The following is a 26,977-nucleotide window of genomic DNA, read 5'->3' as shown; positions in this document are numbered from 1 at the left end:
CGTGGGGCGCGCGATTGGGCAGGAGGCCTTCCAAAAGTCTGCGCGGACGGGCAGCGTGGGAGCGCGACGCATCCGGTTTTCGGCGCGACGGGGGCGCGCGCGCCCCGGACGGAGGAGGATCGAGCCATCTGCAATCTTTATTCACTGACCAAGGGGCAGGCCGCGATCCTCGAGATCGCGGGGGCGATGGTCGACCGGACCGGCAACCTCGCGCCGCAGCCCGCGATCTTTCCCGATCAGGCGGCACCGGTGGTGCGCGAGGGACGGGAGGGGCGCGAGCTTGCGATGATGCGGTGGGGGATGCCGTCGCCGGCCTTCGCGTTGAAGAACCGCAAGACCGATCCGGGCGTGACCAACGTGCGCAATCTCGGATCGTCGCATTGGCGGCGCTGGCTCGGGCCGGAGCATCGCTGCCTCGTGCCGTTCACGAGCTTTTCGGAGTATCGCGTCGAAAAGGACAGGAGCCGGACGCCGGTCTGGTTCGCGCGCGGAGAGGACCGGCCGCTCATGTTCTTCGCGGGCATCTGGACCGAATGGACGAGCGTGAGAAAGGTGAAGGAGGGCGAGGTGACGGCGGAGCTCTACGGGTTTCTCACCACGGAGGCGAATGCGGTCGTGGGTGCGATCCATCCCAAGGCCATGCCGCTCATCCTGACCGAGCCCGAGGAGTGGGAGACCTGGCTGACCGCGCCGTTCGACGAGGCGAAGGCGCTGCAGCGGCCGCTGCCCGACGACGTGCTGGAAATCGTCGCGGAGGGCGAACGGCGCGACGGGGAAGGGTAGGGGAACGCGGGCCGGGGCAGGATTGCGCGGCCGGGCAGCGATGCGCAGCTTCGACGTGCGGTGAGGATCGCTGTCGGGCGGCCCGGTCATCGGCGCGATCCGTGTCGCCGGTGGCGGCTGTGCGTTCAGGCGCCGGTCGGTGCCGACTTTGGTTGGGCATCCTTGCGGGACCGGTCGCGGCTTTGCAGCGCGTCGAGGGCATCCGCGTTCATCCGGCCCCAATCGTAGACCAGGTCGATGAGGCCCACGAAGCGGTGGCCGAGCGGCGTCAGACTGTAGCGCACGGCCGGGGGGACGGCGCTTTCGACATGGCGTTCGATCAGGCCGCTGGCCTCCATCTCGCGCAGGGTCTGGACGAGCATCTTCTTGGAGATCCCCGGAAGGCTTCGCTGCAGGACGCCGGTGCGGGCCTCTCCGTCATGCAGCGCGTCGAGCGTGTGCAGGATCATGCTGGTCCATTTCGTCGAGAAGATGTCGAGCACCCGTCGCGGCGCGCAATCCTCGCGCCATTCCCGTTCGTCGCTGCCCTGCCGCATGGTTACCTCCAGGTGCCTACGTCCCATTTCGGTGCCGTCTAGCGCAGGTGCGTCGGGGTGCCTAGGTCGGATCGGGAAACGAATGGAGAGAACGACATGACGAAACGCGCATTGGTGGTCGGTGTCACCGGAATCCAGGGCAGCGCCCTCGCGGACAGGCTGGTGACCGAAGGCTGGGAGGTCTTCGGCCTTGCCCGGACGCCGAAGGAGATGGACGGGGTCACCCCCGTCGCGGCCGATCTGCTGGACCCCGACAGCCTTGGCCGGGCGCTGGAAGGCGTGGACCCCACGCATGTCTTCCTGACGACATGGCTGAGGATGGACACCGAGGCGGAGAACATCCGCGTCAATTCCCTGATGCTGCGCAATCTCTTCGATGCGCTGCGCGGCAAGAGCTCGGTCGAGCATGTCGCGCTGGCCACCGGGCTCAAGCATTACCTCGGGCCCTTCGAGGCCTACGGCAAGGGCGAGCTTCCCAAGACGCCGTTCCGCGAGAACCAGGGCCGGCTGGATGTCGACAACTTCTACTATGCGCAGGAGGACGAGCTTTTTGCGGCGGCCGAGCGTGACGGCTTCGGCTGGAGCGTCCATCGCCCGCATACGGTCATCGGCAAGGCGATCGGCAACGCGATGAACATGGGGCAGACGCTGGCCGTCTATGCCACGATCTGTCGCGAGACGGGGCGGCCCTTCCGCTTTCCGGGCTCGCAGGTGCAATGGGAATCGCTCACCGACATGACCGACGCGCGGCAGCTCGCCGCGCAGATGGCATGGGCGGCCACGACCCCCGAGGCGCGGAACGAGGACTTCAACGTGGTCAACGGCGACGTCTTTCGTTGGAGCTGGATGTGGGGCCGCATCGCCGAATGGTTCGGCATCGAGGCGGAAGAGTTCGACGGCACGGAACGCCCGCTCGAACGGCAGATGGCGGACGATGCCGAGGTCTGGGCCGGGATCGCAGATCGCCACGGACTGGCCGAGCGCGATCTGAGCCGCCTCGCCTCTCCGTGGCATACCGATGCCGATCTGGGTCGCCCGATCGAGGTCGTCACCGATATGGGCAAGAGCCGGGAGATGGGCTTCACCGGCTATATCGCCTCGGACCGGTCGTTCTACGATCTGTTCGACCGCCTCCGGGCCGACGGCATCCTGCCGAAGAACTGAGCGGAAAGCATGGGGGCGGTGGGTCCTGGCCGACCGCCCCAAGCCGGAACGCTCGCGGCGCATCCGATCGAGACGGGCCACGACGCGGCCGCGATGGCGCGTGGGCTAGCCGGCGCCTCCCGCCTTCAGCCTCTCGACCGCGCGGCGCATGGTGGACACGAAGAGATCGAGGTCGTCGCCATCGAGATGCCCGAGCGCCATGGCGTTCACCTCCCGCGCGGCGGCCTGCGCCGGGCCGCGCAGGTCGCGCGCCCGTTGCGTGAGGTGGATCGTTTTCGCACGGGCATCCGTCGCGTGGGCGCGGCGCTCGATCAATCCGTCCCGCTCCATCCTGACGAGGGTGTTCGCCATGGTCGCCTGTTCGACATCGAGACGTTCGAACAGATCGCGCTGCGTCAGGCCGTCCCCCTCCCATAGCTCCAGCAGCGTCATGAACTGCGCGGGGGCGAGGCCGAGCGGCCTGATACGCTCGTGCAGACGCTGCGCGAAGAGCCGGGCCAGGTGGTTGGCGAGGTATCCCGCCGAACGGGTTCGGTCGAAGGTGTCGTTGGCCATGATCGGAAGATAGTTCTTGCATAGCGTGCTGTCCATCCTTAGGAAGAAACATAGGATGCTATTTAAATGGAGGCCGACATGCCCCGGACTGCCCTTGTCGCGTTGCATGGTATCGCCGGTGCCGCGGCGCTTCTGATCATCGGAACCTTCTGGGTTTCGGCGTTGACCGCCGAACTCGCCCTTACCACCGCCGGAATTGTCGCCGTTCGCACCGCGGTCCTCTATGCGGTGCCGACTCTCGTGATCGCGATGATCGCCACGGGGGCGAGCGGCGCACGGCTCGCCGGGCGTTCCAGCGCCCCCATCATCCGCGCCAAGCGTCGCCGGATGATCCTCATCGCGGCGAACGGCCTGATCGTTCTCGTCCCCTCCGCCGTGTTCCTCGGATTGCGCGCGCAGGCCGGGCTTTTCGACGCGACCTTCGCCCTCGTGCAGATCATCGAACTGGCCGCGGGGGCGGTGAACATCGTCCTGCTCGCCCTGAACATGCGGGCGGGACTGGCGATGCGGGCCCGGCGGACACGGTCGGGAAAGGCCGTCGCCTGAGGGCGAGGCGGGCCTGACTGCAGCCTTTGGACGTGGTTGCCAGAGGGCCGGAATGCTGTCCGGAAGCGCCGGGGCTCCGGGGTCGTCGCCGGGCTGATCGCCCGCGATCAAGGGTCTGACAGGCGCGGGCGGGGGGGCTTGGCAGGCCGTCGTCAGACCTGCTGGGCGGCAAGCGTCGCCGAAGGCAGGGCGCGACAAATTGTCACGAATAAATTTCTCGTTAAGGGAAGGGAGTCACACTCGACCGCGTGATCGTGAGCAACTTGCCATTCGGGGTTTGCACCGATGCAGTCGGAACAGAAGAAACTCATGACATCCAGCCTCGCACGCATCTTTGCGGCGAAGGGTCGAATCGGAAAGCGATTCTATCAGGATCTCTTTGCACGGGTGCCCGAGATCCGGAGCCTGTTCTCCGAGGAGATGCGGCCGCAGCAGGAGAAGTTCGACGCCACGCTGGTCTGGGTCGTGAAGGAGATCCACCACGACGAGCGTCTGGAGGCCAGCCTCGTCGCACTCGCGCAGCGCCATGCCCGCTATGGGGCCTTGCCGCATCACATGCCCCTGTTGGGCGAGGTGCTGATCGGCGCGCTCGAAGCCGAGGCACCGGGCGGGCTTTCGGCCGCCGAGGCCGAAGCATGGCGTCTGGCCTATGGCCGGGTTTCGGCGATCATGACGCCCGCGCTTGCCGCCGAACTTCGCGAAAGGGTGGATTCCTCCTGAGGTGACGATCCGGGGCGGTGCGCCCCGGCCGACACATGCGGGTCCCTACGGTCATCGACGGTTCCTGCCGCGAAATTCCGTGTCCGGTCGCGACAGAGGGCGTCAGCCCTTGCACGGCGCGATCGCATCGATCCGGGTCGTTGCGATCTGCCTGAGCAAGCTCAGCGCGCCTTCGACCTGATGTTCGAGCGCCTTTCGACCCTTTTCCGGTGTCGCGAGATGGGCCTCGCCGACCGTCCCGGCATCGGAGAGATCGGACGCCATCCATCCCCGCGAGATCGGACCGGTCGGAAGGATGTCCCAGGATTCGGCAGCGGAGACGAAATCACGTGCGGATTTCATGTCCACGAGATCCGGGTGCAGGTGGAGCATCACCGACGTCTCGTAGTCGCCCCCGTGAATTCCGAAGCTTTTCTCACGGTCGGAAAACATCCCCGGTGGCGTGCCGAAGGCACCCCATTGGAACTTTACCGCCAGCATTCCGGCCTGGACCCGCAGCTCTCGCGAGAGGATGGAGACCAGATCGAGATTGCCGCCGTGGCTGTTGGCGAGCGCCACCCGCCGCACGCCCGCCCGCGCGATCGACAATCCGATCTGGGTCCAGGACGACAGGGCCGTTGCCGCGTCGAGCGTCAGCGTGCCGGGAACGTCGAGATGCTCGTTCGATTTGCCGACGGCCTGCACCGGCAGGATCACGACATTAAGATCGTCGGGGCAGGTCGCGCGGAGACGGTCGAGCATGCCGTTCATGATCAGGGTGTCGACACCGACGGGAAGGTGCGGGCCGTGCTGCTCGATCGCGGCGGTCGGAAGGATCGCCACCGTGTCGTCCGGCAGTCCGCGTTCGAATTCCGCCCGGCCGATATGGGCCCAGTCGCGTGCGCTCATCTTGGTTCTCCGTCTGTGTGGCTTTCAGGCAGGTGCCGGGATGGCCCGCCATCGTGATCGTGGGTGTATCGGTGGTCGCCGTGCCGGGGGGCGGCGGCGAATCGGGGTCCGGATCGCGAAAGGACGCCTCCGGCCGGTGCGGTCATGCCGTGGCCACGTGCGCGGACGCACGATCGCCACGGAGGAGTTTCGCCATGCGCCGGTCGATCCGTGCCAGGTGGGCGGCGCGCGTGGCGGGGGTCGAGCTGTCCATCAGGTAATGCGCGGCGAACTGCGTGCGACAGCGCCGCGCGCAGAGCAGGCGCACCCCGCGCAGGATCGTGCGCTTGCCGGGGGCGCCGACGAACAGCGTCAGCCAGCGCGACGCGCCGCAGGTGGTGAAGACGGCAAGATGCCGGATATGCGTCAGACCGGGGGCGATGTCCCGGCCTTCGGAGGAGGGCATGTGGAACGCGACGCCCGGCAGCAGGACGCGGTCGAGCCAGCCTTTCAGGACGGCCGGAAGCCCGTACCACCATGTCGGGTAGACGAAGATCAGCGCGGTGCACCAGCGCAGATCGTCCACGTCGGATTGGACGGGGGCCGTATTCGTCACGTCGTTCTCGTAACCGGTCCATTCGGCTTCGGTGAGCTGGGGCGTGAACCCGTCGCGGTAGAGGTCGCGGACGCGGATCTCGGCCCCGGCATCGGTCAGGTGTTCCATCACGCGGTCGAGCACCGCACCGTTGAAGCTGTCGCGGCGGGGGTGGCAGAAGATCACGAGCGCGCGCATCAGAACGAGTCCATCTCTCGGCGGACACGGTTGAGGAACGCGCCCCGCCGCGCATCGCTGGCCGTGTTCATGCCGTAGAGCGCGAGGTACCGCGTCTTTTCCGGGCGGCAGACATGCCAGAGCGCCCGGGTGAAGTGCCGCCGCGGCGGGTCGGAGGTGAGACGCGCCCGGATGCGGTTTCCGCCGTAGCTGGTCACGGCGGCGATGCGGCGGATCCGGGTCAGGTTCGGGCGGACATGACCGCCATCGAGCGTGAAGGACACGCCGGGAAGGAATACCCGGTCGAGAAACCCCTTGAGGATCGCCGGGTAGCCGAAGTTCCAGACCGGAAAGACCATGACGAGGGCCTCCGCCGCCTCCAGACGCGCGACATACCGCGCGACCGGCATGCGATTGGAGCCGACCTCGTGATAGGTCCGCCGTTCGGCCTCGCGCAGGACGGGGTCGAAGCCCTCGGCGTTCAGATCGCAATCGTCCACCTCCCAGCCGCGCGCGGCCAGGGTGTCGACCACGGTCGTGTGCAAGGCCGCCGAGAAGCTTTCCGGGCAGGGATGGGCGAAGAGGACAAGCGCGCGCGTCATGGCTATTCGGCGGCGACCCTCCGCAGGCGGTCGAAGGCGTACATCCGGTCGTAGCTCCAGGCCGGCTGGTCCCAGGATATCATCTTGCCGGGGTTCAGAAGGCCCTTGGGGTCGGCCTCGCGCTTGAAGGCGAGCTGGCGGTCGTCGACCCTCTGACGTCCGCCTTCCTCCAGGGTGTAGCGATGGGGATTGAAGATCATCGCCCCTTCGGATTCGTGGATTTCGACGATCTCGTTCAGGCGGTCTTCGGTGGTGAACTTCACGAGGCTCAGGCCGGCGAAGATCGGACGTCCGGCGTCGCGCAGGACCTCGAGATGTTGCAATACTTCGGGAGAGAGCCGCGCGCGGATGCGTTCGACCTGCTCGACGGGGTCGGCCTCGCCGTACCGCACCTGGAGGTAGGTGATCGACGGATCGACCCGCAGGGCGCGCAGGGTGGTGTGGTTCCAGCCGTATTCGAACACCGTGCCGGGCTGCCTGTCCCAACCGCCGACCTGGCTGTTCCAGATCACCTTGGCATCGCCGCGACGGGCCAGGAAGGTCTCGAACCCGTCCATGGAATGGGGCGCGATCATCAACCCGATCAGCTGGCTGCCGGGTGTCACGTGAGGCTGGATGCGCGGGAAGTAGGAATGGGCCGTCGGGGCCTCGTAGACGGAAACCAGTTTCGACAGGATGCCGCTTTCGCGGGCGAGATCGAGCGCGAAGCGGGAGGCCGACGGGAAGTCGTCCAGCGTCACGAACAGCTCGACCCAGTCATATGCGGGGGCGAGGGGGATCTCGATCTCGGTGATGATGCCGTTGGTGCCGTAGGCATGGCTGACGCGGGCCAGCTCCTCGCCGCGGAATTCGAGGATGCGGGGCTCCGCCTCCATGGTCACGACGCGCAGGCGGATGATGTTGCCCAGATCGCGCAGGTTGCCCCAGTGGACCGATCCGACGCCGCCGGAGCCGCCGGCGATGAAGCCCCCGATGGTCGCCGTGGCCCAGGTGGAGGAAAACATGCGGATTTCCTGTCCGGACTGCGCCTTGCATTCCGCATCGAGATCCTTGAGCAGGCAGCCGGGCTCGACGATCACGCGGCCGGGATGGACCTCCCTGACCGCGTTCATGTGCTGGAGGTGCATGACGCAGCCGCCGGCCAGCGGCATCGCCTGTCCGTAATTGCCGGTGCCGGCACCGCGCGTCGTGACCGGCACGTCATGGGCGTAGCAGGCTTTGAGAACCTCGATCACTTCGGCCTCGGACCGGGGCGAGACGACCAGATCGGCTTCCACCCCGTCGAGGCGGTCCTTGAGGACGGGAGAATACCAGAAGAAGTCCCGGCTCTTCGCGCGGATCGCGGCCTTGGATTTCTCGAGATCGAGATGGCTGAGAGCGTCGCGAACGGCGTCGATGTTCATGGGGCACCTGTGATGGGGTCGAGTTCGGCGTAATCGGGAAGGGTGCGGTCGATGGCGCGCCCGGCGCGCAGCACGATCCGGTCGGAGTGCGGCCGGGCGAAGAGCTCGGTCCAGCTGCGCGCGCGGGTGACGACGAGATCGGCCGGAGAACCCGTGCCGAGATCGCGCGCGCCGAAGGCGCAGGTCGTTGCCGGCGTGGTCGTGAAGGCGCGCGTCCAGTCGTCGGCGGAATGGTCCAGATGGGCGATCCGCGTCGCCTCGCGCATGACTTCGAGCATGTCGAGGTCGCCATAGGCGTAGAATGGATCGCGCGTGTTGTCCGACGCGAAGCTGACGGGGATCCCCCGCTCGCGCATCTCGTGGACCAGCGTGACGCCACGGCGTCGCGGCGTGCGGGCCCCGCGATCCTGGAGGTAGAGGTTGCACATGGGCAGGCTGACCACGTGCAACCCGGCCCTGGCCACGAGATCGAGCGTGTCCATCGCGCGCGCATCCTCCTGCGCGGACAGCGAGCAGCAATGGCCCACGACCACGCGACCCTCGAAGCCGGTGTCGATCACCGTCCGCGCGATCATGCGCAAGGTCTCGCTGTCGGGGTCGAGCGTCTCGTCCACGTGGAAATCGGCATCCAGATTGCGCTCGGCCGCCATGTCGAAGAACAGGTTCAGCCGATCCTGCAGGTCCGGTACGGGATAGGAGACCATTCCCAGCACGCCGCCGTATTCTGCGACCGTATCGGCGATGTCGGGAAACTCGCCCTCGCGGGACACGCCGTCGCAACTGACGAGGCAGGCGGCCTGCAATTCGATGCGGCCCGCCCATTCACGGCGCAGACGATCGAAGACTGGCCATGACCGCTTGAACTGACCGTTCATCGAATCGAGATGCGTGCGGATCGCCGCCGTTCCATGCGCGTGGGCCGAGCGCAGCGCGAAGGATATCCGGGCCGTCAGGTCGTCCTCGCTCCAGTTGGCGTGGTCGTCCCTCACGGTCGTCAGCGCCCCCGCGAAGCTGCCGTCGGGGTTGGATGCACGCGGCCAGATGTGGCCCTTGTCGAGATGCGTGTGCATGTCGGTGAAACACGGGAACACCATCGCGCCGCCCATGTCGACACGCGTCCCGGCCGGAGCGGCGAGGCCGTCGGCGGAGACGCCCAGATCGGTGCGGAGCAGATTGCCCGGCTGGCCGACGAGGATCGCGGGCACCGTCACGTTCGCAAGGGTGAACGGCGGCTCGGGCAGGGTGCGGAACCCCATCATTTGTCGCGTGCCAATGCGGATTCGTGCCATTTGTGAAGGAGCAGGTGGCTGATCAGCGACAGGATCGCGAAGATCACGACCCCCATGGCCGCCACCAGACCCAAGGCCGCGAACATCCGCGCGATGTTGAGGCGGTAGCCGGCCTCCTGGATGCGCGAGGCCAGTCCCGCACCGACACCGCCCGTCCCCGCGACCAGCTCGGCCACGACCGCGCCGATCAGGCTGAGCCCGCCGGCGATCTTCAGGCCGCCCAGGAAATAGGGCAGGGCGGCGGGCAGTTGCAGGTGGATCAGCCGTTGCCAGCGCGTCGCGCCGTAGATGCGGAAGAGATCGCGCAGACCGCTATCCACGGAGTTGAGCCCCAGCGTCGTGGAGGACAGAACCGGAAAGAACGCCACCAGCCAGGCACAGAGCAGCATGCCCGCCGTCTTGCTGTCGACGTAGATGAAGATCAGCGGTGCGATGGCGACGACCGGCGTGACCTGCAGGATCACCGCGTAAGGATAGAAGCTCATCTCGAGCGCGCGGGACTGGTTGAACAGGATCGCGAGACCGCCACCGCCGATGATCGCGATGGCGAGCGCCAGCAGCGTGATGCGGCCCGTGAGCAGTGCTGCCTCGAAGAGGATGCCCCAGTCGGATCTGAGGCTCTCCCAGACGAGGCCCGGGCCGGGCAGGATGTAATGGGGGATCTCGTTCCAGACGACGATCCGGTCCCAGAGCCAGAGAGACCCGATCAGCACGAGCGCGGGCAGGATCCAGCGCCCCACCATCTCCAGCTTTCGCCTGCGCTGGCGCGCCATCTCTTCGGCATCCGGCAGCGTCAGATCCTCGGCCGCGGCCGTCCGGTCCGCCTGCGGGGTATCGGTCAGTCGTGCCTCGGGCGCGACATCGGGGCGTTGGCCGGGGCGTGCGCCATGCGACGGGGCAGGGGTTGCGGCATCGCTCATGCGGCGTCCTCCATGGCGACGTGCAGCGCCGCGGAGGCGCGGCGAACGGCCTCGCTGTAGGCGGGCTCCGTGCGGAAACTCTCGTCGCGGGGATAGGGCTCGGAGACCGCGATCTCGTCGACGACGCGGCCGGGGCGGGCGGCCATGACGACGATCCGGTCCGACAGATAGACGCTTTCCATCACGGAATGCGTGACGAACATCACGGTGGAATTCGTGCGTCCCTTCATCTTGAGAAGATCGTCGTTGAGCTTGAAGCGGGTGATCTCGTCCAGCGCCGCGAAGGGTTCGTCCATGAGGATCAGGCGCGGCTTCGTGACCATGGCCCGCGCGATGGAGACGCGCATCTTCATGCCGCCCGAAAGCTCGCGCGGGTAGGATCGCTGGAACTGGTCCAGACCGACGAGTTTGAGCGCCTCGAGCACGTCGTCCTTCACCTCGTCGTAGCTTTTCCCCTGCAGGCGCAGCGGCAGCCAGACGTTCTGGGCGACGGTGGCCCACGGCATCAAGGTCGGCTCCTGGAACACGACGCCGAGATCGCCCGAGCGGCGCGCATCGGCCCAGTCGATCCGGCCGCGCGTGGGCGACATCAGCCCCGCGATCATGCGGAGAGCCGTGGACTTGCCGCACCCCGACGGCCCCAGGAGCGACAGGAAATCCCCTTCCCGAAGCGTCAGGTCCATGCCGCGCAGGGCGACGGTGCCGCCGCTGAAGGTCTTGGTGACCTGCGACAGCGACAGAAGCGCGGGGCGTTCTCGGTGCGGGTGGTCCACCGGATCACTCGGCGGGCTTGAGATCGGCGCCAACGTTGTTGTTGACGTAATCGAGCGTGTAGCTGTCCTGCCAAGGAGCATCCTCGGCGATCACGCCGGCCGCGACCATGTCGTCGAAGAAGGCCCCGATCGTTTCGTCCGACATCGCGCCGATGCCGCCCTCGACGGCGTCGATCGAGGTCAGCATGTCGTTCTCGATCATCTTTTCCTTGGCGTAGTCGATCTTGTCCTGGGTCATGTCGGCATTGGCTTCGAGGATCATCTGGTCCGCGGCCGCGCTGTCGCCGTAGAGATAGTTGTACCAGCCCTTGATGCTGCCATCGACGAAACAGGACACGACATCGGGGGTTTCGTCGATGGTGGCGTCCATCGTCTCGATCAGCGTGGCGTAGCTGGCATAGCCGTTATCGGCGATCAGGAAGACATTGGGGGTGAAGCCGGCCTCCTTCTCGATCAGGTAGGGCTCGGACGACAGGTAGGCCTGCATGCCGGTCTGTTCGTCGGCGATGAAGGGCGCGGGGTTGAAGGTATAGGGTTCGCGCTGCTCGGCGGTGAAGCCGTGAGCCGCGATCATCCACTGGTAGTAGCTCTGATAGCCGTTGTCCCCGATCAGCAGCGTCAGGTCCTTCAGACCCTCCCAGCTGTCGACATCGGGGTGGGAGATGATCGCCTGGGGGTGTTTCTGGAAGATCGCGGCGACGACCTTCAGCGGAATGTCTTCCGCGCGGGCGTTGAACGCCTGGAGCATGTCGCCGCCCATGTGGAAATCGAGCCGACCGGCCAACATGAGGGCCCGGTTGTTGACCTGCGGCCCACCCGGAACGACGGTCACGTCGAGCCCGCATTCGGCGTAGGTGCCGTCGGCCACGGATTGATAGAAACCGCCGTGTTCGGCCTGCGCCAGCCAGTTGGTGCCGAAACTGACGGGCGTCAGATCCTGTGCAACCGCGGGCAGGGAGGTCAGTGGCAGGACGACGCAGAAGGCGAGACGGTTCATGATGTGGTCCTCTGAGGCACCGGCGTGAAAGGTGGGGATACCAAAGCGACGGCGGTGCCCCGCGCCAAGCTCACGCCCGAATTTCAGCTTCATTTGCGAGCATTTGATGCTTTATTGTGCGTTAAGGGTGATCCCTGCGCGATTCACGGGCGATCGTATGGTCAGCCATGAGGCAGGTCGGTAACCTTTCGAGATGAATGCAGATGACCCTCTCGCCTCCGAAGCCGTAGATGCCGATGGAATCGCCGCGCCCTTCGGGGCCTATTCGCAAGCGGTGATCGCGCCTTCCGGGCGTCGGCTCATGGTCTTTTCGGGCAGGTTGGGCGTCGCGGCAGACGGCAGCTGTCCGCAAGGTGTCCGGGCGCAGGCGGAGCTTATCCTTCGCGATATCGACCTGTTGTTGCGTGCTGCCGGCGGGGACCGGTCCGATGTGCTGAGGCTCTCCGCTTTCGTGACGGAAAGGGCCCATATGGGTGACTACATGAAGGCTCGCGATGCATGGGTCTCCGACCTCGATCCGCTGCCTGCATCGACGCTGATGATCGTGTCCGGGTTCACCAGACCCGAGTTCCTGGTCGAGATCGAGGCGCTGGCCGCGCTTCGCTGAAACGGAGTCTGGATGCGGAGCGGTTTGCGGGTCAGCGTTCCGGGTGTTCCGACCGGCTCTGCTTGCCGGCGCGCGCCTAGGCCACGCGATCACGCGGGCGCAATGGTTGCGGAGCGTGATGCGAACGGTTCTTGTCCGACCGTCGATGCCTGTGCTCGGAAGGGACCGTTCGCGGATATGGATGGATAAACTGCCGTCTCCATTCTATCCGTAACCGATGATCCATCGTCTTCTTCTCAGTCTCTGTCTTGCGGCGGCCATGGCGACGCAGGCCGCCGCACAGGAAAGCGGGGCGGTACCCGATGGCACGCGCGTTCTTTCGGTCGCAAACGCGCCGACGGACGAGGCGATCGCCAGCCGTCTCCGCGCGATCGTCGGAGCGCTCGATCACGACGAGATCGCGGTTGCCGTCAATGCGGGAGTGGTCACGCTGTCGGGCGACATCGCGGACCCGGCGATCAGCCGGAACGTGGCCGACATCGCCGGGCGTCTGGAAGGTGTCGTGGCCGTGAACAATGCCGTGGCCGCATCGGACGACATCGCGCAGCAGATCAACCCGGCATTCGACCGCTTCCGCGCGCGCATCGCTCAGCTCGTCGCGCGTCTGCCGCTCTTCTTCCTTGCCGCCGCCGCGTTCGGGGCGATCGTCGTCCTGGGCGTGATGCTGGCGCGCCTGCGATTCTGGGACCGGCTCGCGCCGAATGCGTTCATCGCGGGGATCTACCGTCAGGCCTTCCGCGTCGTCTGCGGCATTGTCGGAATCGTCGTCGCGCTCGACTTGCTGGGCGCGGCGGCCCTCCTCGGGACGATCCTAGGCGCTGCGGGCATCGTCGGACTGGCGATCGGATTCGCGGTTCGCGACACGGTGGAGAATTTCGTGGCCTCCGTCATGCTGAGCCTGCGGCAGCCCTTCAGGCCGAACGATCTGGTCGAGATCGAGGGGGATGTGGGCCGCGTGATCCGGCTGACCTCGCGTGCGACGATCCTGCTCTCGCTCGACGGCAACCACGTCCGCATCCCGAACGCCACGGTCTTCAAGGGCCGGATCGTGAATTACACGCAGAACCCGGCCCGGCGGTTCAGCTTCGATATCGGCATCGACCCGGACGCCGATCTCGAGGCGACGCGCGTGCTGGCGCAGGCGGCGTTGAAGGCCCAGCCCTTCGTTCTCGACGACCCCGAGGAGCTGGTCTGGATCGAGAACATCACCGAGGCGGGGGCGATCCTGCGTGTGACCGGCTGGATCGATCAGGACCAGACCGGGTTCGTCACGGCCCGGGGCGATGCCATCCGGCTGGTCAAGGACGCGATCGAAGCGGCCGGTGTCGCCATTCCCGACACGACCTACCGCATCCGGCTCGAAGGGTCGGGAAACGCATCCGGAGTGGAGCCGGGGCCACGTCATAAGGAAAAGCCGGTCCCGGCATCGACGGCGGCGTCCGATGCACAGGCAGGCGACGGCCGCCAGTCGGAGGAAAAGGCGCTGATCCCGCTCGTCGCGGCCGAGCGGGAGGCGACCGGCGATCTTCTCGCACGGGACGCTCCGCGGGAATAGGGGCGAGCGGCTGCGCGGAGCCTGGGGCGGCGGGGTGCTTCGAGGTCGTGCCTGTCGAGGGGAGTGCCGCTCTGAGTGACCGGCCACGACGATGATCGGGAGGGGGTGAATGCGGTTCCGCCCGGTTTCGGATGGCATTCGAGCGCGAATCGTTGTCTTCCCGGTGATCTGCCGTCCGAGCATTTTGATCCACGAGAGTAGCCGGGAGGACGCGCGACAAAGCCCTTCTCGATCGAGGTGTTCCGTCAAGGAAGAGGCGGGCAGATCGAGCTCGATCACGCAGAGATCAGGATGCGGGCGAGCCGATCCTGATCGGCAATCGTGATGGCCGGTTCCCGGCAAGCTGTTCTGCCGAACGGCTCATGCGGCGAAGATTTCGTCGCGCCGGTGGATTCGGCACAGGATGTGCCGAACCACGTCAAGCGATACCGATCAGGCCGCGCTCATTGCGACGTTGCTGTCGTAGCGGCTGCGCGCCGGGACGGCTCCGACCGCGTGCGGCAGGGGCGCGATCATGAGGCAGAGCGGGGTCAGCGCCTCGGCGTAATCGAAGGGCCCGCTTATGGACTGGAAGCCGTAGCGCTCGTAGAAGGGTGCATGGCGATGACGGGCGATGATCGCTCCGTGGCTGGCGCAGTGGTGCCGCGCGAAGTCCATCGCGATCCCGAGCGCGTACATGAGGACCCGACGCCGGGTCTTGGGATCTTCGCATGCAACGGCCAGACGCGATCCGTCCGCGATCGTTCCGCCGGCCTCCAGGATCGGATCGAGCGCGTCGCCGAACATCTCGTAGGTCGCGCAGGCCTTCTGGTCGGCGCGGAGCGGGGTCAGGCGGATCGTTCCGGCGAGGCGCCCCTGCAAGTTGATGCCGTAGATGACCGTATCGGGTTCGTCGTCCTGCCAGTCCGACAAAGAGGCGGAGAGGCTCTGCCGGATCAGATCGCACTTGGCATAGGCGTCGTATCTGAAGCGATATATGGCTTCCTTCTGGGACGGCGTCTCTGCCACGAAGTGGTCAATATCGGAGGAGCCGGTGGTTCTGTTGTAGCCAAGCAGCGAAAGGTTGAAAGCGTCGTAGCCCACGTTGAGCTCCCTTGGATTTGAAAAGAATATTTCGGTCCAGACACTAAATTCCCTTGGAACCGATCCGTGCTATCTCTGTTACTGACTTAGAACCGCTCGATTAATAAAAGGTAGGCTTGCGCTAAGGTCGCTTTACGGTTGCGCTCGTCCGTATTTCTGAGCCTCTTCGAACAACGATCACATCACTGGTCCAGGCAGTCAGTCACCTGAGTTGAGGTACAGTCGGTCTTTACCCGCGGCAATCCGGGGGAAGAGGGCCGACTTTATCACGGCAATTTGTTGCCAAGAGTGCGGAGGGTCACGGCGGATTCCCGCTCCGGGTCCGCGGGCCGGTGTCTGTTTCGGGACGCCGGGCGTGGCTTCATATGCCGACAAGATTGCCGTGAAATTCTATGTTGCTGAAATTCCAAACTATAAAAAATCAGTTAACTTCCACTAAAATTCTAGATACTCTGGGGTAGGATGTGTTATTCAGATTCCGGACCTCGATGGTTGGGCGCAATCCGCGCGCGGCCGAAGTTACAAAAGTAAGGATTGAAAGTATGATGATTAGACTTTTCTCTGGTGCAGCCACTGCCGCCCTTCTCGTCGCCGCCGGCCCTGCCGCTGCTGCGGTGATCACCATCGATACGTTCGATACCCCGCAGACCACGTTCGACCGGCCGGCGCCGAGCGAAGGAGCTCCGCAGGGTTCGGAAATCGCTGCTGCCGAGGCCATCGGCGGTTATCGCGACATGTATGTCGAGACCGATGCCAAGGGCCGCCTCGGCGCGACGTCGCTGGTTGCCGGTTCGGATCCCCAGAGCCCGGCTGACGGCATCCTGAGCTTCAACAACGAAGATGGCGTGACCGGTCGTGGCTGGGTCACCTATGACGGCCAGGACGGAGGCTTCCTGCCGAACGAAGTCAACATCAACGGTCTCGGCGGGCTCGACCTCTGGACCGGTCCCATCGGCGGCGGTTTCTTCTTCGACGTCCTTCGTGTCGATGCCGACCTCTTCGCCGGCATCACGGCCTACGACACGTCCGGTCAGACGACGTCGTTCGGTGGAACGGTCGTGGAAAGCGGAACTCCGTTCGCGGCGTTCACGGATTTCGACAACCCTGACTTCAACTGGAACAGTGTCGGTGCGCTGCAGTTCTTCGCGCAGTCCGGCGTCAACTCCGACGTGATCAGCCTCGACGGCGCGATCTCTTCGATCACGGTGAATACCGGTGTGGTTCCGATCCCCGCGGCCGGCTTCCTTCTGCTTGCCGGTATCGGTGGTCTCTCGATCGCCGGACGCCGTCGCCGCAAGGCCGCCTGAGCGAACTGAACTTGGCGGACCGGCCTTCGTTGGCCGGTCCGCTATCCCTATTAATCTAAGCTTGCCTGTTGCGGGGCGGGTGGGTTGCAATCCACCGACATACGCTTTTCGCGCATAATGCGTACCAGGCGTTAACCGATAGTCGATCTTATGTTAAGTCGGCTGACTGTCCTGCGATACCAGCGATTTCCCCGACGAGCCCAAGCTAGCCCATGACTGTTCGCGGGGCTCTGCGCGGTGACGATAGACCACCGCTGTCGGCGAGTACGATCCCGCCTTCGGCAAGTGCGGTGAACCCGGCCCGGAAATGGGCCGAGGATTTTATTGCGATGACAGCGCAGGCCTGGATGTCGATCCCGGCCGAGACGAAGGCCCCGGGGTCGTAGGCCTGCACCCGCAAGGTCGAAACGAGGATCCGTCCCATCCCGACACTCAGCACAGCCCCCGCGCCCCCCAGAACGGGTTCGCCGCGCATCATGGGGCCTGTATTGCGGTAGGAAATCTCGAGAAGCCGTTCGACCCGGCAACTTTCGCCCGCGATTTGAAGGATGCCCCCTTCGCCCTGACCATGCGCCGCCTCGACAATGGACGGAAGCACGAGAAAGCCGAATGCGAACGGGCAGTTCAAAGCGACAAGGTGCGGTACGATGCCGGTGTAGTCGCCAAGTCCGCCACCGCCGGGATTGTCGCCGATATCCGCAAGCACGACCCGGCCCCGGCCCAGCCGGCTGCGCACTTCGACCATCGCCTGGGCTACGGTCGGCACGGGCGTCACGAGGGCGTCGCGCCGCGCCTCGACTTCGCGTCGCATAGCCTCGCCCGTCCGCCGTGCCGCGGCGTCGTCATAAGCCGAGACAAGGCAGCTCGTCCCCCGAAACGGTGCCTCGGAAAAGGGAAAGCCCCCGAGAAGCGTCACATCCGCGACCGGGCCCGTCTCGAGCGTATCGCTCAGCGCAACCAGATCGGCGAAGGCCCCCGAATGGGTCTGCTGGTGCGGCATGGGCACCTGCAGGCCCATCGGCACATGAATGGTTCGCAGCTCCGGCGCGGTCAGAGACAGCTCCACCAGGCGAGCCCCGCGCGGGCGTGCGTCGGTGTGCGGGTAGAGCTTGCCGGCCAGCACCAAATTGGCAGCCTCAATGATCCCTGGCCCCGGATTGGCATGGAAATCGAGGGCGACGCCGATATGGACCTCCGGCCCGACACGGGCGCGGACCGCACGGACCAGATCGCCCTCGGGGTCTTCGCGACCTTCGGCCAGAAGCGCGCCGTGCAGCAGGAGAAAAACGTTCGTCGGGGCGAAATCCGCGCGCAGCCCGTCGAGACTGGCGAGGATCTCGGCCTCCAGTCGCGCATAGTCGGGACCAGCCACCGTACCGCCGGGTAGCGCGGCGGTGCAGAGGCCAATCCGTGTCTCGGCATGGGCCGCATCGAGCGCCTCCAGACAGCCGCCGAGCCAGTTCTCGTTGCCGCCGAAGCGCGCCCGTACCGCCTCGCCTTCGAGATGATGGCGGGCAAGAAACTCGTCATACGTCACCAGCGCCGGGGCGATGGCGCTGGCCTCGTGGAACAGCTGAAGCACGATGGCCCGGGGCCGGGTCATCCCCAGACGTCACCCAGCAGGCGCAACCAGTTGCCGCCGAGGATCTTGACGATACGCTCGTCGGACCAGCCCCGGCTCTGCATCTCGGCGGTGAGGTTCGGGAACTCCTCGTTCGTACGGATGCCCTCGGGCTTCGAGATCTTCGCCGATCCGAATTCGGTCAGGGTACGTCCCGTGCCCTTGTCCTTGTTCGCCCAGAGCAGCCACGGGCCGGGGCGCGGCCGGTTGTGGCTGAAATCGGTTCCGATGGCGACGTGATCCTCACCCACGAGATCGAGTGTATATTCCAGCGCGTCGATCACGCTGCCCACATTCGCCTCGTTCCCGGCGGGAAGTCCCGGCGCGAAGAGCGAGGTCCCGATGACGCCGCCCTTCTCGGCGCAGGCCTGGAACACCTCGTCGGGCTTGTTGCGCGGCACGTCGCGCAGGGCACGCGGCAGACAATGGGTGATGGCGACCGGCTTGTCCGAGGCCGAGATGGTATCAAGCGAGGTCTGCACTCCCACATGGCTGAGATCGATCAGGATGCCGGAGCGTCCCATCTCGTCCACGGCCTCGCGGCCGAACCCCGTGAGACCGCTGTCGCGCTCCTCGAGATAGCCCGCGCCGAAGAAGTTCTGCGTGTTATAGGTGAGCTGCATGATGCCCACGCCGCAATCCTTGAAGATGCGGAAGTAGTCGAGCCGGTCCTCGACCGGAGATGTGTTCTGCCACCCCATGATCATGCCGACCTTGCCCTCGGCCTTGGCGGCATGGATGTCGGCGACGGTCCGCACCTTCATGGCGATGTCGGCGTTCTCGTCTATCAGGCGGTTCCAGCCTGCCACGTAATCCATGCCGCCGCGGAAATTCTCCCACAGCACGGAGGCCGCGCTGATGGCGGTGACGCCGCCCTTCTGTGCGGCCAGCAACAGGTCGCGGTCGAAGGCGGAGCATTGCAGGGCATCGATCACGATGCTGTTGCCGTGGAGATCGGTCATGGTCGTTCCTTTCAGGCGCGCACCGGGAGGGGGGTCGGGCACCATTCCTCGCCGGTCATGTCGGGCGTGTCGTAGTCGCGGAAGCGGGTAAGATGCGTTTCGGCATCCTCGGCGAAGAAGCTGCGCACCAGACCCGAGGCAAGGCGCCGTGCGCCTTCGCTCGATGCGGGGATGCCGCTCGTCACCTTTCCGTGGCTCGGCACCGAGGGGTATGCGAAGAGCGCGACGCGGGAAAGCGCCGGGCAGCTGCCGGGGGTCCGCTCGATGAAGGTGAAATCGTCGGCAAGATAGGGATGGGCGGCGAGCGCGGGGTTCGCGGCGGCCCGTGCACCGTCCACGACGTCGCCCCAGAGCCGGGCATGGGGTGCGAGATGCCTGAGTTCGGGGCGGCGCGGAAGGTCGATCCCGAAACCGGTGGCGAAGATCGCCACGTCGGCCTCGATCTCGCCGAGGGGCGTCGTCACCGCGATGCCGGTGCCGCGTGTCTCGACGTCCTCGACCGGGGCGCCGACGTGAAGAAAGGCGTTTTCGTGCCGCGCCACCCGTTCGACCGAGTGTCTGGGCGGCGGCACCGGAAAGCGGTCGCCTTCGTCCATGAGGGCCCACTTGTCCGCATCGGAGAGGCCCACGAAACCCGCGGTCATGCCGCGGGAGCCGGTGCCGGTGAACTTGTCGACGGTCGGCACGGCCCCGCGCCGGACCAGCAGGTCGAGCCGGGCGCAGCCCGCCTCGAGCGCGGCGGCGGCGTTGTCCATCGCCGAGGCGCCCGCACCCACGACGATCACCCGCTTGCCCCGGAGGCTTTCCGGGTCGAAGCGATCGGCGGAATGATGGACCCGGCCGTCGGGCAGCCCCTCGGCCACCCTGGGCAGACGCGGTGCGCCGAGCGCATCGAGACCGGTAGCGAGCACCACCCGGCGGGTGTACCAATCGCCCTTCGCCGTGACGACGCGGAAGAGGTCGCCCTCGGGGACGATCTCGGTCACGGGGCAATCGTTCTCGACCCGGGCCCCGGTCATGCGGCGATACCACACGAGGTAATCCATCCACATCTCGCGCGGGGCGAGGTCCATCGCTTCCCACGCATCGATGCCCCACTGCGCCTCGAACCACGCGCGAAAGGTCAGCGCGGGGATGCCCAGGGCGGGGCCGGCGGCCTCCTTCACCGTGCGCAGCGTCTCCATGCGGGCGTAGGTGATCCACGGCCCCTCGCGACCCTCGGGCGCGGCGTCGAAGAGGCGCACCTCGTCGATCCCCTCCATCCCCAGCGCGGCGTTGGCGACGAGACCGCAGAGCCCGGCCCCCACGACAGCCACGTCGAGCGCCCGCCCGCCCGCGGGCGATGGGGTCGCGGGCATCCAGGATTTCGGCGGCAGGTTGAGAAGAACGCGCTGACGCGCCAGCTCGGCCTCGAGCGCGGGAAGGCCCGTGGTGTCGGTCATGGCTTGCCTCCGTTCGTGGTCAGGCGGCGGATGAGGTCGGTGTCGTCCGGATCGATGAACCGGCAGCCGGGGATCGTTTCGGCGCAAGCGACGCGGAAGGCGTCGGCAAACGGGGCCAGAACCGAGGGCATCGACCGGCCGGAGGCAGAGAAGAGGCACCACAGGTAGGGCAGATCGACGGCAAGCGGGCGGATCGTCACCCCCTCGATGGGGATGCCCCAAGCGGTCACCGGATCGACGATCGCCACGCCGAGCCCGGCGCGCGCGGCCATCACGGCATTGAGCGAGGAGTTCGTCGCCATCTGCCGCCGCGTCTCGATCCCGGCATCCGCGAAGGCCCGGTCGATCGTATGGCGGATACGGTAGGCATTGCCCACCGTCACGAGCCGCGTATCTGCCACCTCGGCCAATGCCATGGGCCCTGCCCTGTCGAACGGTCCACCCGTCGGGACCGCCGCCACGAGGTTCGACGCCGCGATGACGTGGCGCTTGAGGTCGGCGTGATCGAAGGGAAAGGCCGACAATCCGTAATCCGCCGACCGGTCCTTGAGCGCCCGGGCCACGTGTTCGGCGCTCATGGTCTTGAGTGTCACGAGCTCGGGCAGTCCGGGACCCAGTGCCGCCATCGCGGGGCCGACCAGACCGCCGGCCATCGTCGGTGTCGCCGCCACGTCAAAGCCCGGCAGGCGCTCGTCGCGGATCGCCCCGGCCCGGGCGCGGATCTCGCGCATTCCCGCGGTCAGGCGCTGGACTTCCTCGTAGAAGCGCAGCCCCCGGTCGGTGGGTGAGATACGCGGCCCGTTGCGGTGGAAGAGCTGGAACCCCACGGACGCCTCGAGGTCGCGCACCATGCGCGTGACCGCGGGCTGCCCGATCCCGAGATACCGCGCCGCCCCGGTCATGGAGCCCGACGACATTGCCGCCTGAAACGCCTCCAAAGCGCGGTAGTCAAAGATCTTATCATTCTCTATTGACATGATAGCATCACCATTATCCAGTAATCGCATCATGGCAAGCGGGATTTTCCCGCCCTGCCCCCTCGACAGGAGACCGACCATGTCGCGCATGTCCTTGATGCTTTCCTCTGCCGCCTTGGCCTTCGCCGCGCTTCCCGCCTCGGCCGAAGTCTGGCGTCTGAGTTCGATGATGACCCCCGACAGCTTCGAGGGGCAGGCCTACCAACGTTTCGCGGACCTCGTGGAAGAGTACACGGACGGCGACATCACCGTCCGGATCTATCCAAACGAGCAGATCGGCTCGATGGATTCGGTGGTCGAGCAGCTTTCGCAGGGCCTCGTGCAGCTCGCTCCGTCGGGCATTTCGTTCATGTCCCGTTGGGAGGACGGCATCCGCTATGCCGCGGCCCCCTTCCTCTTCGAGGATTACGCTCACTGGTCCGCTTTCGTGGAGGGCGACCTCTTTCAGGGGTGGCTGGATTCGGTCGAGGACCAGGCCGGAATCACGATCCTGGGAAATATCCCGGACATGCCGCGCGGATCGTTCCGCACGCTTCTTTCCTCCACGCCCGTCGAGACGGCGGACGACATCGAGGGGCTGCGTCTGCGGCAGTATCAGGATGAACTCATCATCGAATCCTGGGAGCATCTCGGCACCGAGGTCCGCGTCCTTCCATGGGGCGAGGTCTATGACGGGATCAATCGCGGGATCGTGGATGCCGTGACCGCCCCGGCGGAGCTCATCACCTCGATGCGCTTCTACGAGGTCGCGCCCAACATCATCCGCACCGACGAATATCCCCAGGCGGTCGCCTGGATGATGAACGCCGATGCTTGGAACGCCCTCTCCGACGAGAACAAAGACGCCATGCTGCGCGCCCATGCCGACGCGGCGGCCTATTCGACCGAGCTGCTGGCGCAGGAATCCGAAACGCTGACGCAGGATCTCGAGGCGATGGACGGGGTCTCGGTCAACTTCGACTTCGACACCGCCCCCCTCATCGCCAGCATGCAGGACTTCTACGAGCAGCGCGGTGCCGACGGAGAGCTTCCCGAGGGTCTTCTGGACGCCGTGGAGGCCGCCCGCTCGGAAAGCGCCGGTGCCAGCGAAGACGCCCCGGCGGCGCAGTAAGGACAGACCCCGATGGCCGTCATCGACCGCTTCCTCGACCTCGCGGCGACACTTTTCAAGTGGCTCGCCACCGCCTGTCTCGTCGTCATGGTGGCCATCAACTCCTTCAACATCGTCTGGCGCGGCCTGTTCGACCAGGCCTTCGGATGGGTGTTCGGATGGACGCTCCTGCTGTTCGTCTGGATGCTTCTCCTCGGGTTCTTCGTCTATGTCCGGGACCGGCGCGACGTGCAGGTGGACGTGTTCATGACCCGCCTGCCCCGCACCGGCCGGCGCATCATGGGGATCTTCGCCGCCATCGTGGGTGCGCTCGTCATGGTTGCGATCCTGCGGGCCGCGCCGCAGCTCCTCGCGCTGCAGACCGCGCGGATGGATACCATCGACCTGCCCATCTACGCCCGTTCCGCCCCGCTCTTCGTCTCGGCGGCGCTGGTTCTGATCCACTTCCTCAACCTGGTCGTATCGATCGCGCGGGGCCGCGAGGCACCTTTCGAGAGCCCGGACGAGCCCGTCATCGAAGGAGCCGTCGAATGACCCTCGGTCTCATCGTCATCGGGGGCTTCATCCTCCTCATGCTGCTGGGCGTGCCGGTCACCATGGCGATCGGGGCGGGCTCGATCTTCGGCCTCTACTGGTCCGGTTTCGGCAGTCAGGGCATGGTGGTTCCCCAGCAGATCCTCGACGGTGCGGCGAAACCCGCGCTGCTGGCGATCCCGTTCTTCATCCTCGCCGGCAACCTGATGAACGCCATCGGGCTGACGGACAGGATATTCAACTTCGCCCTCGCGCTCGTCGGGCATTTTCGCGCGGGCCTCGCCTACGTCAACGTCATCGCCTCGCTGCTCTTCTCGGGTGTTTCGGGGGCGGCGACAGCCGATATCGCCGGTCTCGGCCAGCTCGAGGTGAAGGCGATGCGGGCGCGGGGATACTCGCCCGAATTCGCCGCCGCGCTGACCGTCGCAACCTCGCTCGTCGGGCCGATCGTGCCTCCGTCGATCAGCCTGATCGTCTACGCCTGGCTCGCCAACGAATCCGTCGCCCGCCTTTTCCTCGCCGGAATCGTGCCGGGGATCCTCGTGGCGGCCTCCTTCATCGCCTATATCCGGGTGGTCTCGATCTGGGTGCCCATGCCGCGCGAGCCGCGCGCCGATCTCAAGGGCATCGGCCGGGCCGCGATTGAGGGCCTTCCCGCACTCGTCGCCCCCGCGATCATCATGGGGGCCATCGTCTTCGGCTTCGCCACCGCGACCGAGGCCGGGGTCATCGCCTGCGCATATTCGCTTCTGATCGGGCTGGCCTACCGCTCGCTCGACATGAAGAAGCTCTGGACGGCCTTCGTGGAAAGCACCGTGCTCTCGGCGCTGATCATGATGATCATCGGTTTCTCGCAGATCATGGGGTGGCTCTTCGCCTTCGAGCAGGTGCCCCAGGCCTTCGCCAGCGGGATCCTCGATGCCATCGACAGCCGCGCCGTGTTCCTCGGCTTCACCATCGTGCTGCTCGTCGTCATCGGGTGCTTCATGGAAGCCTCACCGGCGAAGATCATCCTGCTGCCGCTGCTTCTGCCAGTGGCCGACGCCTTCGGGATCGATCGGGTGCAGTTCGGAATGATCATCACGCTCGCCCTGCTGCTTGGCATCGCCACGCCTCCGCTGGGGGTCGGTCTCTATCTCATGTCCGCCGTCTCGGGCGTCCGGTTCGAGAAGCTGGCCATCGCGATCCTGCCGCTCATGATTCCTCCCATCGTCGCGCTCATCCTCATCGCGACCTTCCCGCAGATCACCCTCTGGCTTCCGGATCTCGTGATGGGGCCGGCGCAATGAGCCGTCATACCCGACCCGACGCGGTCGACCGCGCCGCCGGTCTGACCGAAGGCGACGCGACCTTCGCGCTGCGCGCCGACCGTCCGGAGTATCTGGAGGGTGCGGAAGCCTGCCGTGCCTCGGTCCTGACGCCGAAGGACGACCTCGGCCTCTCGCCCGCCTTGCGGTACGCCCTCGCCCGCCGGGTGGCACTCGGGGGCGGCAACGCCGCCCTGCTGGCCGAATACCCCGCCCCGGAGGACAGCGCGCTCACCTCGCTCGCGGAAGGTCGGACACCGGAGGATCGGCGTCTCAGGGCCCTTGCCGCCCATGCCGATCTGATCGCCCGTCGCCCCGGTGCCGCCGGGCCGGAGGATCTGGCGGCGCTCCAGGCCGCGGGGATCACCGTCCCGCAGATCATCGCGCTCTCCGAGCTTCTGGCCTTCGTCTGCTTCCAGATCCGGATTGCGCACGGACTTTCCCTGCTGAAAGGGACCGCATGAGCGCCATGCCCCCCATCCGCATCAAGCCCCTGACGTGGACGCCACATCTTCCCCCCGTCGAGGTCGAGGATGCCACCTCTGCCCAGCTGAGTGCGATGAAGGTCACGCCTTCGGCCAAGAAGGTGTCGCCCTACGTGCGGACGCTGGCACACGATCCGGACAGCTACGTCGCGCGCACCATCCTCTTCAACGCGATCATGTATGCCGAGGGCGGCTTGCCCCGGCCCGACCGCGAGCTTGGCGCGCTGGCGGCCTCGATGGTGAACGGCTGCATGTACTGCGCCAACGTCCATGCCCGCCAGCATATCCGTCTGAGCGGCACGTCCCATACCATCGCCGCGCTCTGGCGGGCGGAGCGCGACCGCCTGCCGGCCCGCGATCTGGCGATCGTCGAGTTTGCCGAGGCTCTCACCGCCACGCCCCCCGAGGCTGACGAAACCCATGTCGAAGCCCTGCGGGCTTGCGGCATGAGTGATTTCGAGATCAACGACCTCATCCATGCCATCGCGATCTTCGGCTGGGCCAACCGCCTGATGCATCCGCTCGGCCATTCCGAAACCTGAAGGACAGATCATGGACGCCATCGCCACCGACACCGCCCCCGCCGCAATCGGTCCCTATTCCCAGGCCGTCAGAAGCGGCGACCTGCTCTTCGTCTCGGGCCAGCTTCCCATCGATCCGGAGACGGGCGAGTTCGCCCCCGGGGGGTCGGTCGCACAGATGCGTCAGTGCATGGCGAACATCGCGGCCATCGCCGAGGCCGCCGGGACCAGCATGGCCAAGACCGTCAAGACGACGATCCTCGTGACCGACCTGTCGAACTTCGCCGATCTCAACGCCGCCTACGGCGAGAGCTTCAGCGCGCCCTTTCCGGCCCGCGCCTGCTATCAGGTGGCGGCCCTGCCGAGGGGCGCGATGGTCGAGGTCGAGGCGGTCATCGAGCTGTCATGAACCTCGAGAAGCTTCCCCTCCCCGATTGCGCCGAGCGGGACTGGGCGCGGCGTGCCATCACGATCCTCGAGGGAGACGGACGACGCTCGGCCGACACCCACCTGCTGGCACCGGTCTTCGAAGGCCTCGAGGGGATCTCGATCTACCTCAAGGACGAAAGTACCCACCCCACCGGGAGCCTGAAGCACCGGCTGGCCCGCTCGCTGGTGCTCTATGGGATCTGCAACGGGCACATCCGGCAGGGCACGACGCTGGTCGAGGCCTCCTCGGGTTCGACCGCCGTGTCGGAGGCCTATTTCGCCCGGTTGCTGAGGCTGCCCTTCATCGCGGTGATGCCCCGCTCGACCTCGCGTCAGAAGATCGGGGAGATCGAGCGGTTCGGGGGGCGCTGTCACTTCGTGGACAGCCCCGGAGAGGTCTATGCCGCGGCCGAGCGCGTCGCGACGGAAACGGGCGGGCATTATCTCGACCAGTTCACATTCGCCGAACGGGCGACCGATTGGCGTGGCAACAACAACATCGCCGAAAGCATCTTCGAGCAGATGCAGGCCGAGGAGAATCCCGTTCCCGAATGGGTCGTCATGAGCGCGGGAACGGGCGGCACCTCGGCCACGCTGGGGCGGTACATACGCTACCGCAACCTGCCCACGCAGCTTTGCGTGGCCGATGTCGAATGCTCTGCCTTCTACGACTGCTACCGCACCGGGGATCGCGACACGACCTGCGCCGAGCCTTCGCGCATCGAGGGGATCGGACGCCCACGCGTCGAGCCTTCGTTCGTTCCGTCGGTGATCGACCACATGATCCGGGTGCCGGACGCGGCCTCCATCGCGGCCATGCGGGTGCTCTCCGACCGGATCTTCCGGCGCGTCGGCGGCTCGACGGGAACGAACTTCTTTGCCACTCTCTCCATAGCGGCGCGGATGATGGCTGCGGGACAGGAAGGGTCCATCGTCACGCTCGTCTGCGACAGCGGCGCGAGGTATACCGACACTTACTACGACGACGGCTGGCTGAACGCCCGAGGCCTCGATATCGCGCCGTGGATCGAGCCGATCGAGACGTTCCTCGCGCGGGGCGACGCCTCCGTCCTCTGGCCGTAGGAGAAGGGCGGCGGGTCGGCAGGCCT

The 26,977-nt window shown here is 66.3% G+C and carries 29 protein-coding genes; 14 read left to right on the top strand and 15 right to left on the bottom strand.

The genetic code is table 11. The features are described from left to right. Positions 1-126 precede the first annotated feature (126 nt). Entirely contained in the window at positions 127-783 is a 657-nt protein-coding gene (locus RVY76_RS17720; RefSeq protein WP_317377836.1) for an SOS response-associated peptidase, read from the top strand. A gap of 125 nt (positions 784-908) precedes the next feature. Here the strand turns inward: RVY76_RS17720 and RVY76_RS17715 are convergent, their stop codons facing one another. Next, a complete protein-coding gene (locus RVY76_RS17715) occupies positions 909-1,319 on the bottom strand; it encodes a helix-turn-helix domain-containing protein (protein WP_317377539.1) in 411 nt (136 codons plus the stop codon). Between the two features lie 96 nt (positions 1,320-1,415). Here RVY76_RS17715 and RVY76_RS17710 point away from each other — a divergent pair, with 96 nt between their 5' ends. Next, positions 1,416-2,483 carry an SDR family oxidoreductase gene (locus RVY76_RS17710; RefSeq protein WP_317377828.1) on the top strand — a complete coding sequence of 356 codons (1,068 nt, stop codon included), beginning with the start codon at positions 1,416-1,418 and terminating at the stop codon, positions 2,481-2,483. Positions 2,484-2,588: 105 nt separating this feature from the next. Here the strand turns inward: RVY76_RS17710 and RVY76_RS17705 are convergent, their stop codons facing one another. Then, entirely contained in the window at positions 2,589-3,038 is a 450-nt protein-coding gene (locus RVY76_RS17705) for a MarR family winged helix-turn-helix transcriptional regulator (RefSeq protein WP_317377826.1), read from the bottom strand. Between the two features lie 78 nt (positions 3,039-3,116). Between RVY76_RS17705 and RVY76_RS17700 the strand changes: the two genes are divergently transcribed. Beyond that, positions 3,117-3,584, top strand: a complete 468-nt coding sequence (locus tag RVY76_RS17700; RefSeq protein WP_317377824.1) for a hypothetical protein — start codon at positions 3,117-3,119, stop codon at positions 3,582-3,584. A gap of 309 nt (positions 3,585-3,893) precedes the next feature. Then, the gene (locus tag RVY76_RS17695; RefSeq protein WP_317377823.1) at positions 3,894-4,304 is read left to right on the top strand and encodes a globin domain-containing protein; all 411 of its coding nucleotides are present in this window, start codon (positions 3,894-3,896) and stop codon (positions 4,302-4,304) included. A gap of 102 nt (positions 4,305-4,406) precedes the next feature. Here RVY76_RS17695 and RVY76_RS17690 read toward each other — a convergent pair whose 3' ends face one another. The 8 genes from RVY76_RS17690 to RVY76_RS17655 form a co-directional block, all read right to left on the bottom strand. Next, on the bottom strand, positions 4,407-5,192 hold the full coding sequence (locus RVY76_RS17690; protein ID WP_317377821.1) for a creatininase family protein: 786 nt from the start codon (positions 5,190-5,192) through the stop codon (positions 4,407-4,409). Between the two features lie 142 nt (positions 5,193-5,334). After that, complete coding sequence (locus RVY76_RS17685) at positions 5,335-5,964, bottom strand: NAD(P)H-dependent oxidoreductase (RefSeq protein WP_317377819.1); 630 nt, start codon at positions 5,962-5,964, stop codon at positions 5,335-5,337. After that, positions 5,964-6,545, bottom strand: a complete 582-nt coding sequence (locus RVY76_RS17680) for an NAD(P)H-dependent oxidoreductase (RefSeq protein WP_317377817.1) — start codon at positions 6,543-6,545, stop codon at positions 5,964-5,966. The genes RVY76_RS17685 and RVY76_RS17680 overlap by 1 nt, the downstream gene beginning before the upstream one ends. A 2-nt stretch (positions 6,546-6,547) precedes the next feature. Then, positions 6,548-7,948, bottom strand: coding sequence for an FAD-binding oxidoreductase (locus RVY76_RS17675; protein WP_317377815.1), 1,401 nt, complete (start codon positions 7,946-7,948; stop codon positions 6,548-6,550). After that, a complete protein-coding gene (locus tag RVY76_RS17670) occupies positions 7,945-9,204 on the bottom strand; it encodes a cytosine deaminase (RefSeq protein WP_410796060.1) in 1,260 nt (419 codons plus the stop codon). The genes RVY76_RS17675 and RVY76_RS17670 overlap by 4 nt, the downstream gene beginning before the upstream one ends. Continuing rightward, on the bottom strand, positions 9,204-10,010 hold the full coding sequence (locus tag RVY76_RS17665; RefSeq protein ID WP_317377834.1) for an ABC transporter permease: 807 nt from the start codon (positions 10,008-10,010) through the stop codon (positions 9,204-9,206). Before RVY76_RS17665 ends, RVY76_RS17670 begins: the two co-directional genes overlap by 1 nt. Before the next feature lie 143 nt (positions 10,011-10,153). Then, positions 10,154-11,011, bottom strand: coding sequence for an ABC transporter ATP-binding protein (locus RVY76_RS17660; RefSeq protein WP_410796059.1), 858 nt, complete (start codon positions 11,009-11,011; stop codon positions 10,154-10,156). Beyond that, positions 10,935-11,927, bottom strand: a complete 993-nt coding sequence (locus tag RVY76_RS17655) for an ABC transporter substrate-binding protein (protein WP_317377809.1) — start codon at positions 11,925-11,927, stop codon at positions 10,935-10,937. Before RVY76_RS17655 ends, RVY76_RS17660 begins: the two co-directional genes overlap by 77 nt. A gap of 193 nt (positions 11,928-12,120) precedes the next feature. Between RVY76_RS17655 and RVY76_RS17650 the strand changes: the two genes are divergently transcribed. Next, complete coding sequence (locus RVY76_RS17650; protein ID WP_317377807.1) at positions 12,121-12,534, top strand: RidA family protein; 414 nt, start codon at positions 12,121-12,123, stop codon at positions 12,532-12,534. Between the two features lie 217 nt (positions 12,535-12,751). Further along, positions 12,752-14,089: a mechanosensitive ion channel domain-containing protein gene (locus RVY76_RS17645; RefSeq protein WP_317377805.1), complete on the top strand. Its 1,338-nt coding sequence runs from the start codon at positions 12,752-12,754 to the stop codon at positions 14,087-14,089. Positions 14,090-14,521: 432 nt separating this feature from the next. Here the strand turns inward: RVY76_RS17645 and RVY76_RS17640 are convergent, their stop codons facing one another. Next, on the bottom strand, positions 14,522-15,172 hold the full coding sequence (locus RVY76_RS17640) for an N-acyl amino acid synthase FeeM domain-containing protein (RefSeq protein WP_317377803.1): 651 nt from the start codon (positions 15,170-15,172) through the stop codon (positions 14,522-14,524). Between the two features lie 488 nt (positions 15,173-15,660). On the opposite strand from RVY76_RS17640, the gene RVY76_RS17635 reads away from it, so the two are divergent. Next, positions 15,661-16,479 carry a VPLPA-CTERM sorting domain-containing protein gene (locus RVY76_RS17635; protein WP_317377801.1) on the top strand — a complete coding sequence of 273 codons (819 nt, stop codon included), beginning with the start codon at positions 15,661-15,663 and terminating at the stop codon, positions 16,477-16,479. Between the two features lie 205 nt (positions 16,480-16,684). Here RVY76_RS17635 and RVY76_RS17630 read toward each other — a convergent pair whose 3' ends face one another. The 4 genes from RVY76_RS17630 to RVY76_RS17615 are packed head-to-tail and all read right to left on the bottom strand — an operon-like array spanning position 16,685 to position 21,421. Next, the gene (locus tag RVY76_RS17630) at positions 16,685-18,082 is read right to left on the bottom strand and encodes a M81 family metallopeptidase (protein ID WP_317377799.1); all 1,398 of its coding nucleotides are present in this window, start codon (positions 18,080-18,082) and stop codon (positions 16,685-16,687) included. Further along, positions 18,079-19,062 carry a dipeptidase gene (locus RVY76_RS17625; RefSeq protein WP_317377798.1) on the bottom strand — a complete coding sequence of 328 codons (984 nt, stop codon included), beginning with the start codon at positions 19,060-19,062 and terminating at the stop codon, positions 18,079-18,081. The genes RVY76_RS17630 and RVY76_RS17625 overlap by 4 nt, the downstream gene beginning before the upstream one ends. A gap of 11 nt (positions 19,063-19,073) precedes the next feature. Then, positions 19,074-20,504, bottom strand: coding sequence for an NAD(P)/FAD-dependent oxidoreductase (locus RVY76_RS17620; protein WP_317377796.1), 1,431 nt, complete (start codon positions 20,502-20,504; stop codon positions 19,074-19,076). Then, positions 20,501-21,421: a LysR family transcriptional regulator gene (locus tag RVY76_RS17615; RefSeq protein WP_317377794.1), complete on the bottom strand. Its 921-nt coding sequence runs from the start codon at positions 21,419-21,421 to the stop codon at positions 20,501-20,503. The genes RVY76_RS17620 and RVY76_RS17615 overlap by 4 nt, the downstream gene beginning before the upstream one ends. Positions 21,422-21,560: 139 nt before the next feature. Between RVY76_RS17615 and RVY76_RS17610 the strand changes: the two genes are divergently transcribed. Genes RVY76_RS17610 through RVY76_RS17580 form a run of 7 tightly spaced genes read left to right on the top strand, consistent with a single transcriptional unit; the run spans position 21,561 to position 26,951 of the window. Next, the gene (locus tag RVY76_RS17610; protein ID WP_317377792.1) at positions 21,561-22,592 is read left to right on the top strand and encodes a TRAP transporter substrate-binding protein; all 1,032 of its coding nucleotides are present in this window, start codon (positions 21,561-21,563) and stop codon (positions 22,590-22,592) included. A 12-nt stretch (positions 22,593-22,604) separates the two neighbouring features. Further along, positions 22,605-23,126, top strand: coding sequence for a TRAP transporter small permease (locus RVY76_RS17605; RefSeq protein ID WP_317377790.1), 522 nt, complete (start codon positions 22,605-22,607; stop codon positions 23,124-23,126). Beyond that, positions 23,123-24,415: a TRAP transporter large permease gene (locus tag RVY76_RS17600; protein WP_317377788.1), complete on the top strand. Its 1,293-nt coding sequence runs from the start codon at positions 23,123-23,125 to the stop codon at positions 24,413-24,415. Before RVY76_RS17605 ends, RVY76_RS17600 begins: the two co-directional genes overlap by 4 nt. Beyond that, positions 24,412-24,897 (top strand): esterase, encoded by a 486-nt coding sequence (locus RVY76_RS17595; protein ID WP_317377786.1) that lies wholly within the window; start codon positions 24,412-24,414, stop codon positions 24,895-24,897. Before RVY76_RS17600 ends, RVY76_RS17595 begins: the two co-directional genes overlap by 4 nt. Next, positions 24,894-25,460, top strand: a complete 567-nt coding sequence (locus RVY76_RS17590) for a peroxidase-related enzyme (RefSeq protein ID WP_317377784.1) — start codon at positions 24,894-24,896, stop codon at positions 25,458-25,460. The genes RVY76_RS17595 and RVY76_RS17590 overlap by 4 nt, the downstream gene beginning before the upstream one ends. 10 nt (positions 25,461-25,470) lie before the next feature. Further along, a complete protein-coding gene (locus tag RVY76_RS17585) occupies positions 25,471-25,848 on the top strand; it encodes a Rid family detoxifying hydrolase (RefSeq protein ID WP_317377782.1) in 378 nt (125 codons plus the stop codon). Continuing rightward, positions 25,845-26,951, top strand: coding sequence for a PLP-dependent cysteine synthase family protein (locus tag RVY76_RS17580; RefSeq protein ID WP_317377781.1), 1,107 nt, complete (start codon positions 25,845-25,847; stop codon positions 26,949-26,951). Before RVY76_RS17585 ends, RVY76_RS17580 begins: the two co-directional genes overlap by 4 nt. The last annotated feature ends 26 nt before the right edge of the window (positions 26,952-26,977 follow it).

Source organism: Palleronia sp. LCG004 (assembly GCF_032931615.1).
Lineage (GTDB): Bacteria > Pseudomonadota > Alphaproteobacteria > Rhodobacterales > Rhodobacteraceae > Palleronia.
This window is presented reverse-complemented; position numbering and strand designations above follow the sequence as displayed.

What these genes read in the sequence shown, in the direction of transcription:
- RVY76_RS17715 (WP_317377539.1), bottom strand. Translation starts at nt 1,319, where the DNA reads ATGCGGCAGGGCAGCGACGAACGGGAATGGCGCGAGGATTGCGCGCCG.
- RVY76_RS17710 (WP_317377828.1), top strand. Translation starts at nt 1,416, where the DNA reads ATGACGAAACGCGCATTGGTGGTCGGTGTCACCGGAATCCAGGGCAGC.
- RVY76_RS17705 (WP_317377826.1), bottom strand. Translation starts at nt 3,038, where the DNA reads ATGGCCAACGACACCTTCGACCGAACCCGTTCGGCGGGATACCTCGCC.
- RVY76_RS17700 (WP_317377824.1), top strand. Translation starts at nt 3,117, where the DNA reads ATGCCCCGGACTGCCCTTGTCGCGTTGCATGGTATCGCCGGTGCCGCG.
- RVY76_RS17695 (WP_317377823.1), top strand. Translation starts at nt 3,894, where the DNA reads ATGACATCCAGCCTCGCACGCATCTTTGCGGCGAAGGGTCGAATCGGA.
- RVY76_RS17690 (WP_317377821.1), bottom strand. Translation starts at nt 5,192, where the DNA reads ATGAGCGCACGCGACTGGGCCCATATCGGCCGGGCGGAATTCGAACGC.
- RVY76_RS17685 (WP_317377819.1), bottom strand. Translation starts at nt 5,964, where the DNA reads ATGCGCGCGCTCGTGATCTTCTGCCACCCCCGCCGCGACAGCTTCAAC.
- RVY76_RS17680 (WP_317377817.1), bottom strand. Translation starts at nt 6,545, where the DNA reads ATGACGCGCGCGCTTGTCCTCTTCGCCCATCCCTGCCCGGAAAGCTTC.
- RVY76_RS17675 (WP_317377815.1), bottom strand. Translation starts at nt 7,948, where the DNA reads ATGAACATCGACGCCGTTCGCGACGCTCTCAGCCATCTCGATCTCGAG.
- RVY76_RS17670 (WP_410796060.1), bottom strand. Translation starts at nt 9,204, where the DNA reads ATGGGGTTCCGCACCCTGCCCGAGCCGCCGTTCACCCTTGCGAACGTG.
- RVY76_RS17665 (WP_317377834.1), bottom strand. Translation starts at nt 10,010, where the DNA reads ATGGCGCGCCAGCGCAGGCGAAAGCTGGAGATGGTGGGGCGCTGGATC.
- RVY76_RS17660 (WP_410796059.1), bottom strand. Translation starts at nt 11,011, where the DNA reads ATGCTCCTTGGCAGGACAGCTACACGCTCGATTACGTCAACAACAACG.
- RVY76_RS17655 (WP_317377809.1), bottom strand. Translation starts at nt 11,927, where the DNA reads ATGAACCGTCTCGCCTTCTGCGTCGTCCTGCCACTGACCTCCCTGCCC.
- RVY76_RS17650 (WP_317377807.1), top strand. Translation starts at nt 12,121, where the DNA reads ATGAATGCAGATGACCCTCTCGCCTCCGAAGCCGTAGATGCCGATGGA.
- RVY76_RS17645 (WP_317377805.1), top strand. Translation starts at nt 12,752, where the DNA reads ATGATCCATCGTCTTCTTCTCAGTCTCTGTCTTGCGGCGGCCATGGCG.
- RVY76_RS17635 (WP_317377801.1), top strand. Translation starts at nt 15,661, where the DNA reads ATGGTTGGGCGCAATCCGCGCGCGGCCGAAGTTACAAAAGTAAGGATT.
- RVY76_RS17630 (WP_317377799.1), bottom strand. Translation starts at nt 18,082, where the DNA reads ATGACCCGGCCCCGGGCCATCGTGCTTCAGCTGTTCCACGAGGCCAGC.
- RVY76_RS17625 (WP_317377798.1), bottom strand. Translation starts at nt 19,062, where the DNA reads ATGACCGATCTCCACGGCAACAGCATCGTGATCGATGCCCTGCAATGC.
- RVY76_RS17620 (WP_317377796.1), bottom strand. Translation starts at nt 20,504, where the DNA reads ATGACCGACACCACGGGCCTTCCCGCGCTCGAGGCCGAGCTGGCGCGT.
- RVY76_RS17615 (WP_317377794.1), bottom strand. Translation starts at nt 21,421, where the DNA reads ATGTCGTCGGGCTCCATGACCGGGGCGGCGCGGTATCTCGGGATCGGG.
- RVY76_RS17610 (WP_317377792.1), top strand. Translation starts at nt 21,561, where the DNA reads ATGTCGCGCATGTCCTTGATGCTTTCCTCTGCCGCCTTGGCCTTCGCC.
- RVY76_RS17605 (WP_317377790.1), top strand. Translation starts at nt 22,605, where the DNA reads ATGGCCGTCATCGACCGCTTCCTCGACCTCGCGGCGACACTTTTCAAG.
- RVY76_RS17600 (WP_317377788.1), top strand. Translation starts at nt 23,123, where the DNA reads ATGACCCTCGGTCTCATCGTCATCGGGGGCTTCATCCTCCTCATGCTG.
- RVY76_RS17595 (WP_317377786.1), top strand. Translation starts at nt 24,412, where the DNA reads ATGAGCCGTCATACCCGACCCGACGCGGTCGACCGCGCCGCCGGTCTG.
- RVY76_RS17590 (WP_317377784.1), top strand. Translation starts at nt 24,894, where the DNA reads ATGAGCGCCATGCCCCCCATCCGCATCAAGCCCCTGACGTGGACGCCA.
- RVY76_RS17585 (WP_317377782.1), top strand. Translation starts at nt 25,471, where the DNA reads ATGGACGCCATCGCCACCGACACCGCCCCCGCCGCAATCGGTCCCTAT.
- RVY76_RS17580 (WP_317377781.1), top strand. Translation starts at nt 25,845, where the DNA reads ATGAACCTCGAGAAGCTTCCCCTCCCCGATTGCGCCGAGCGGGACTGG.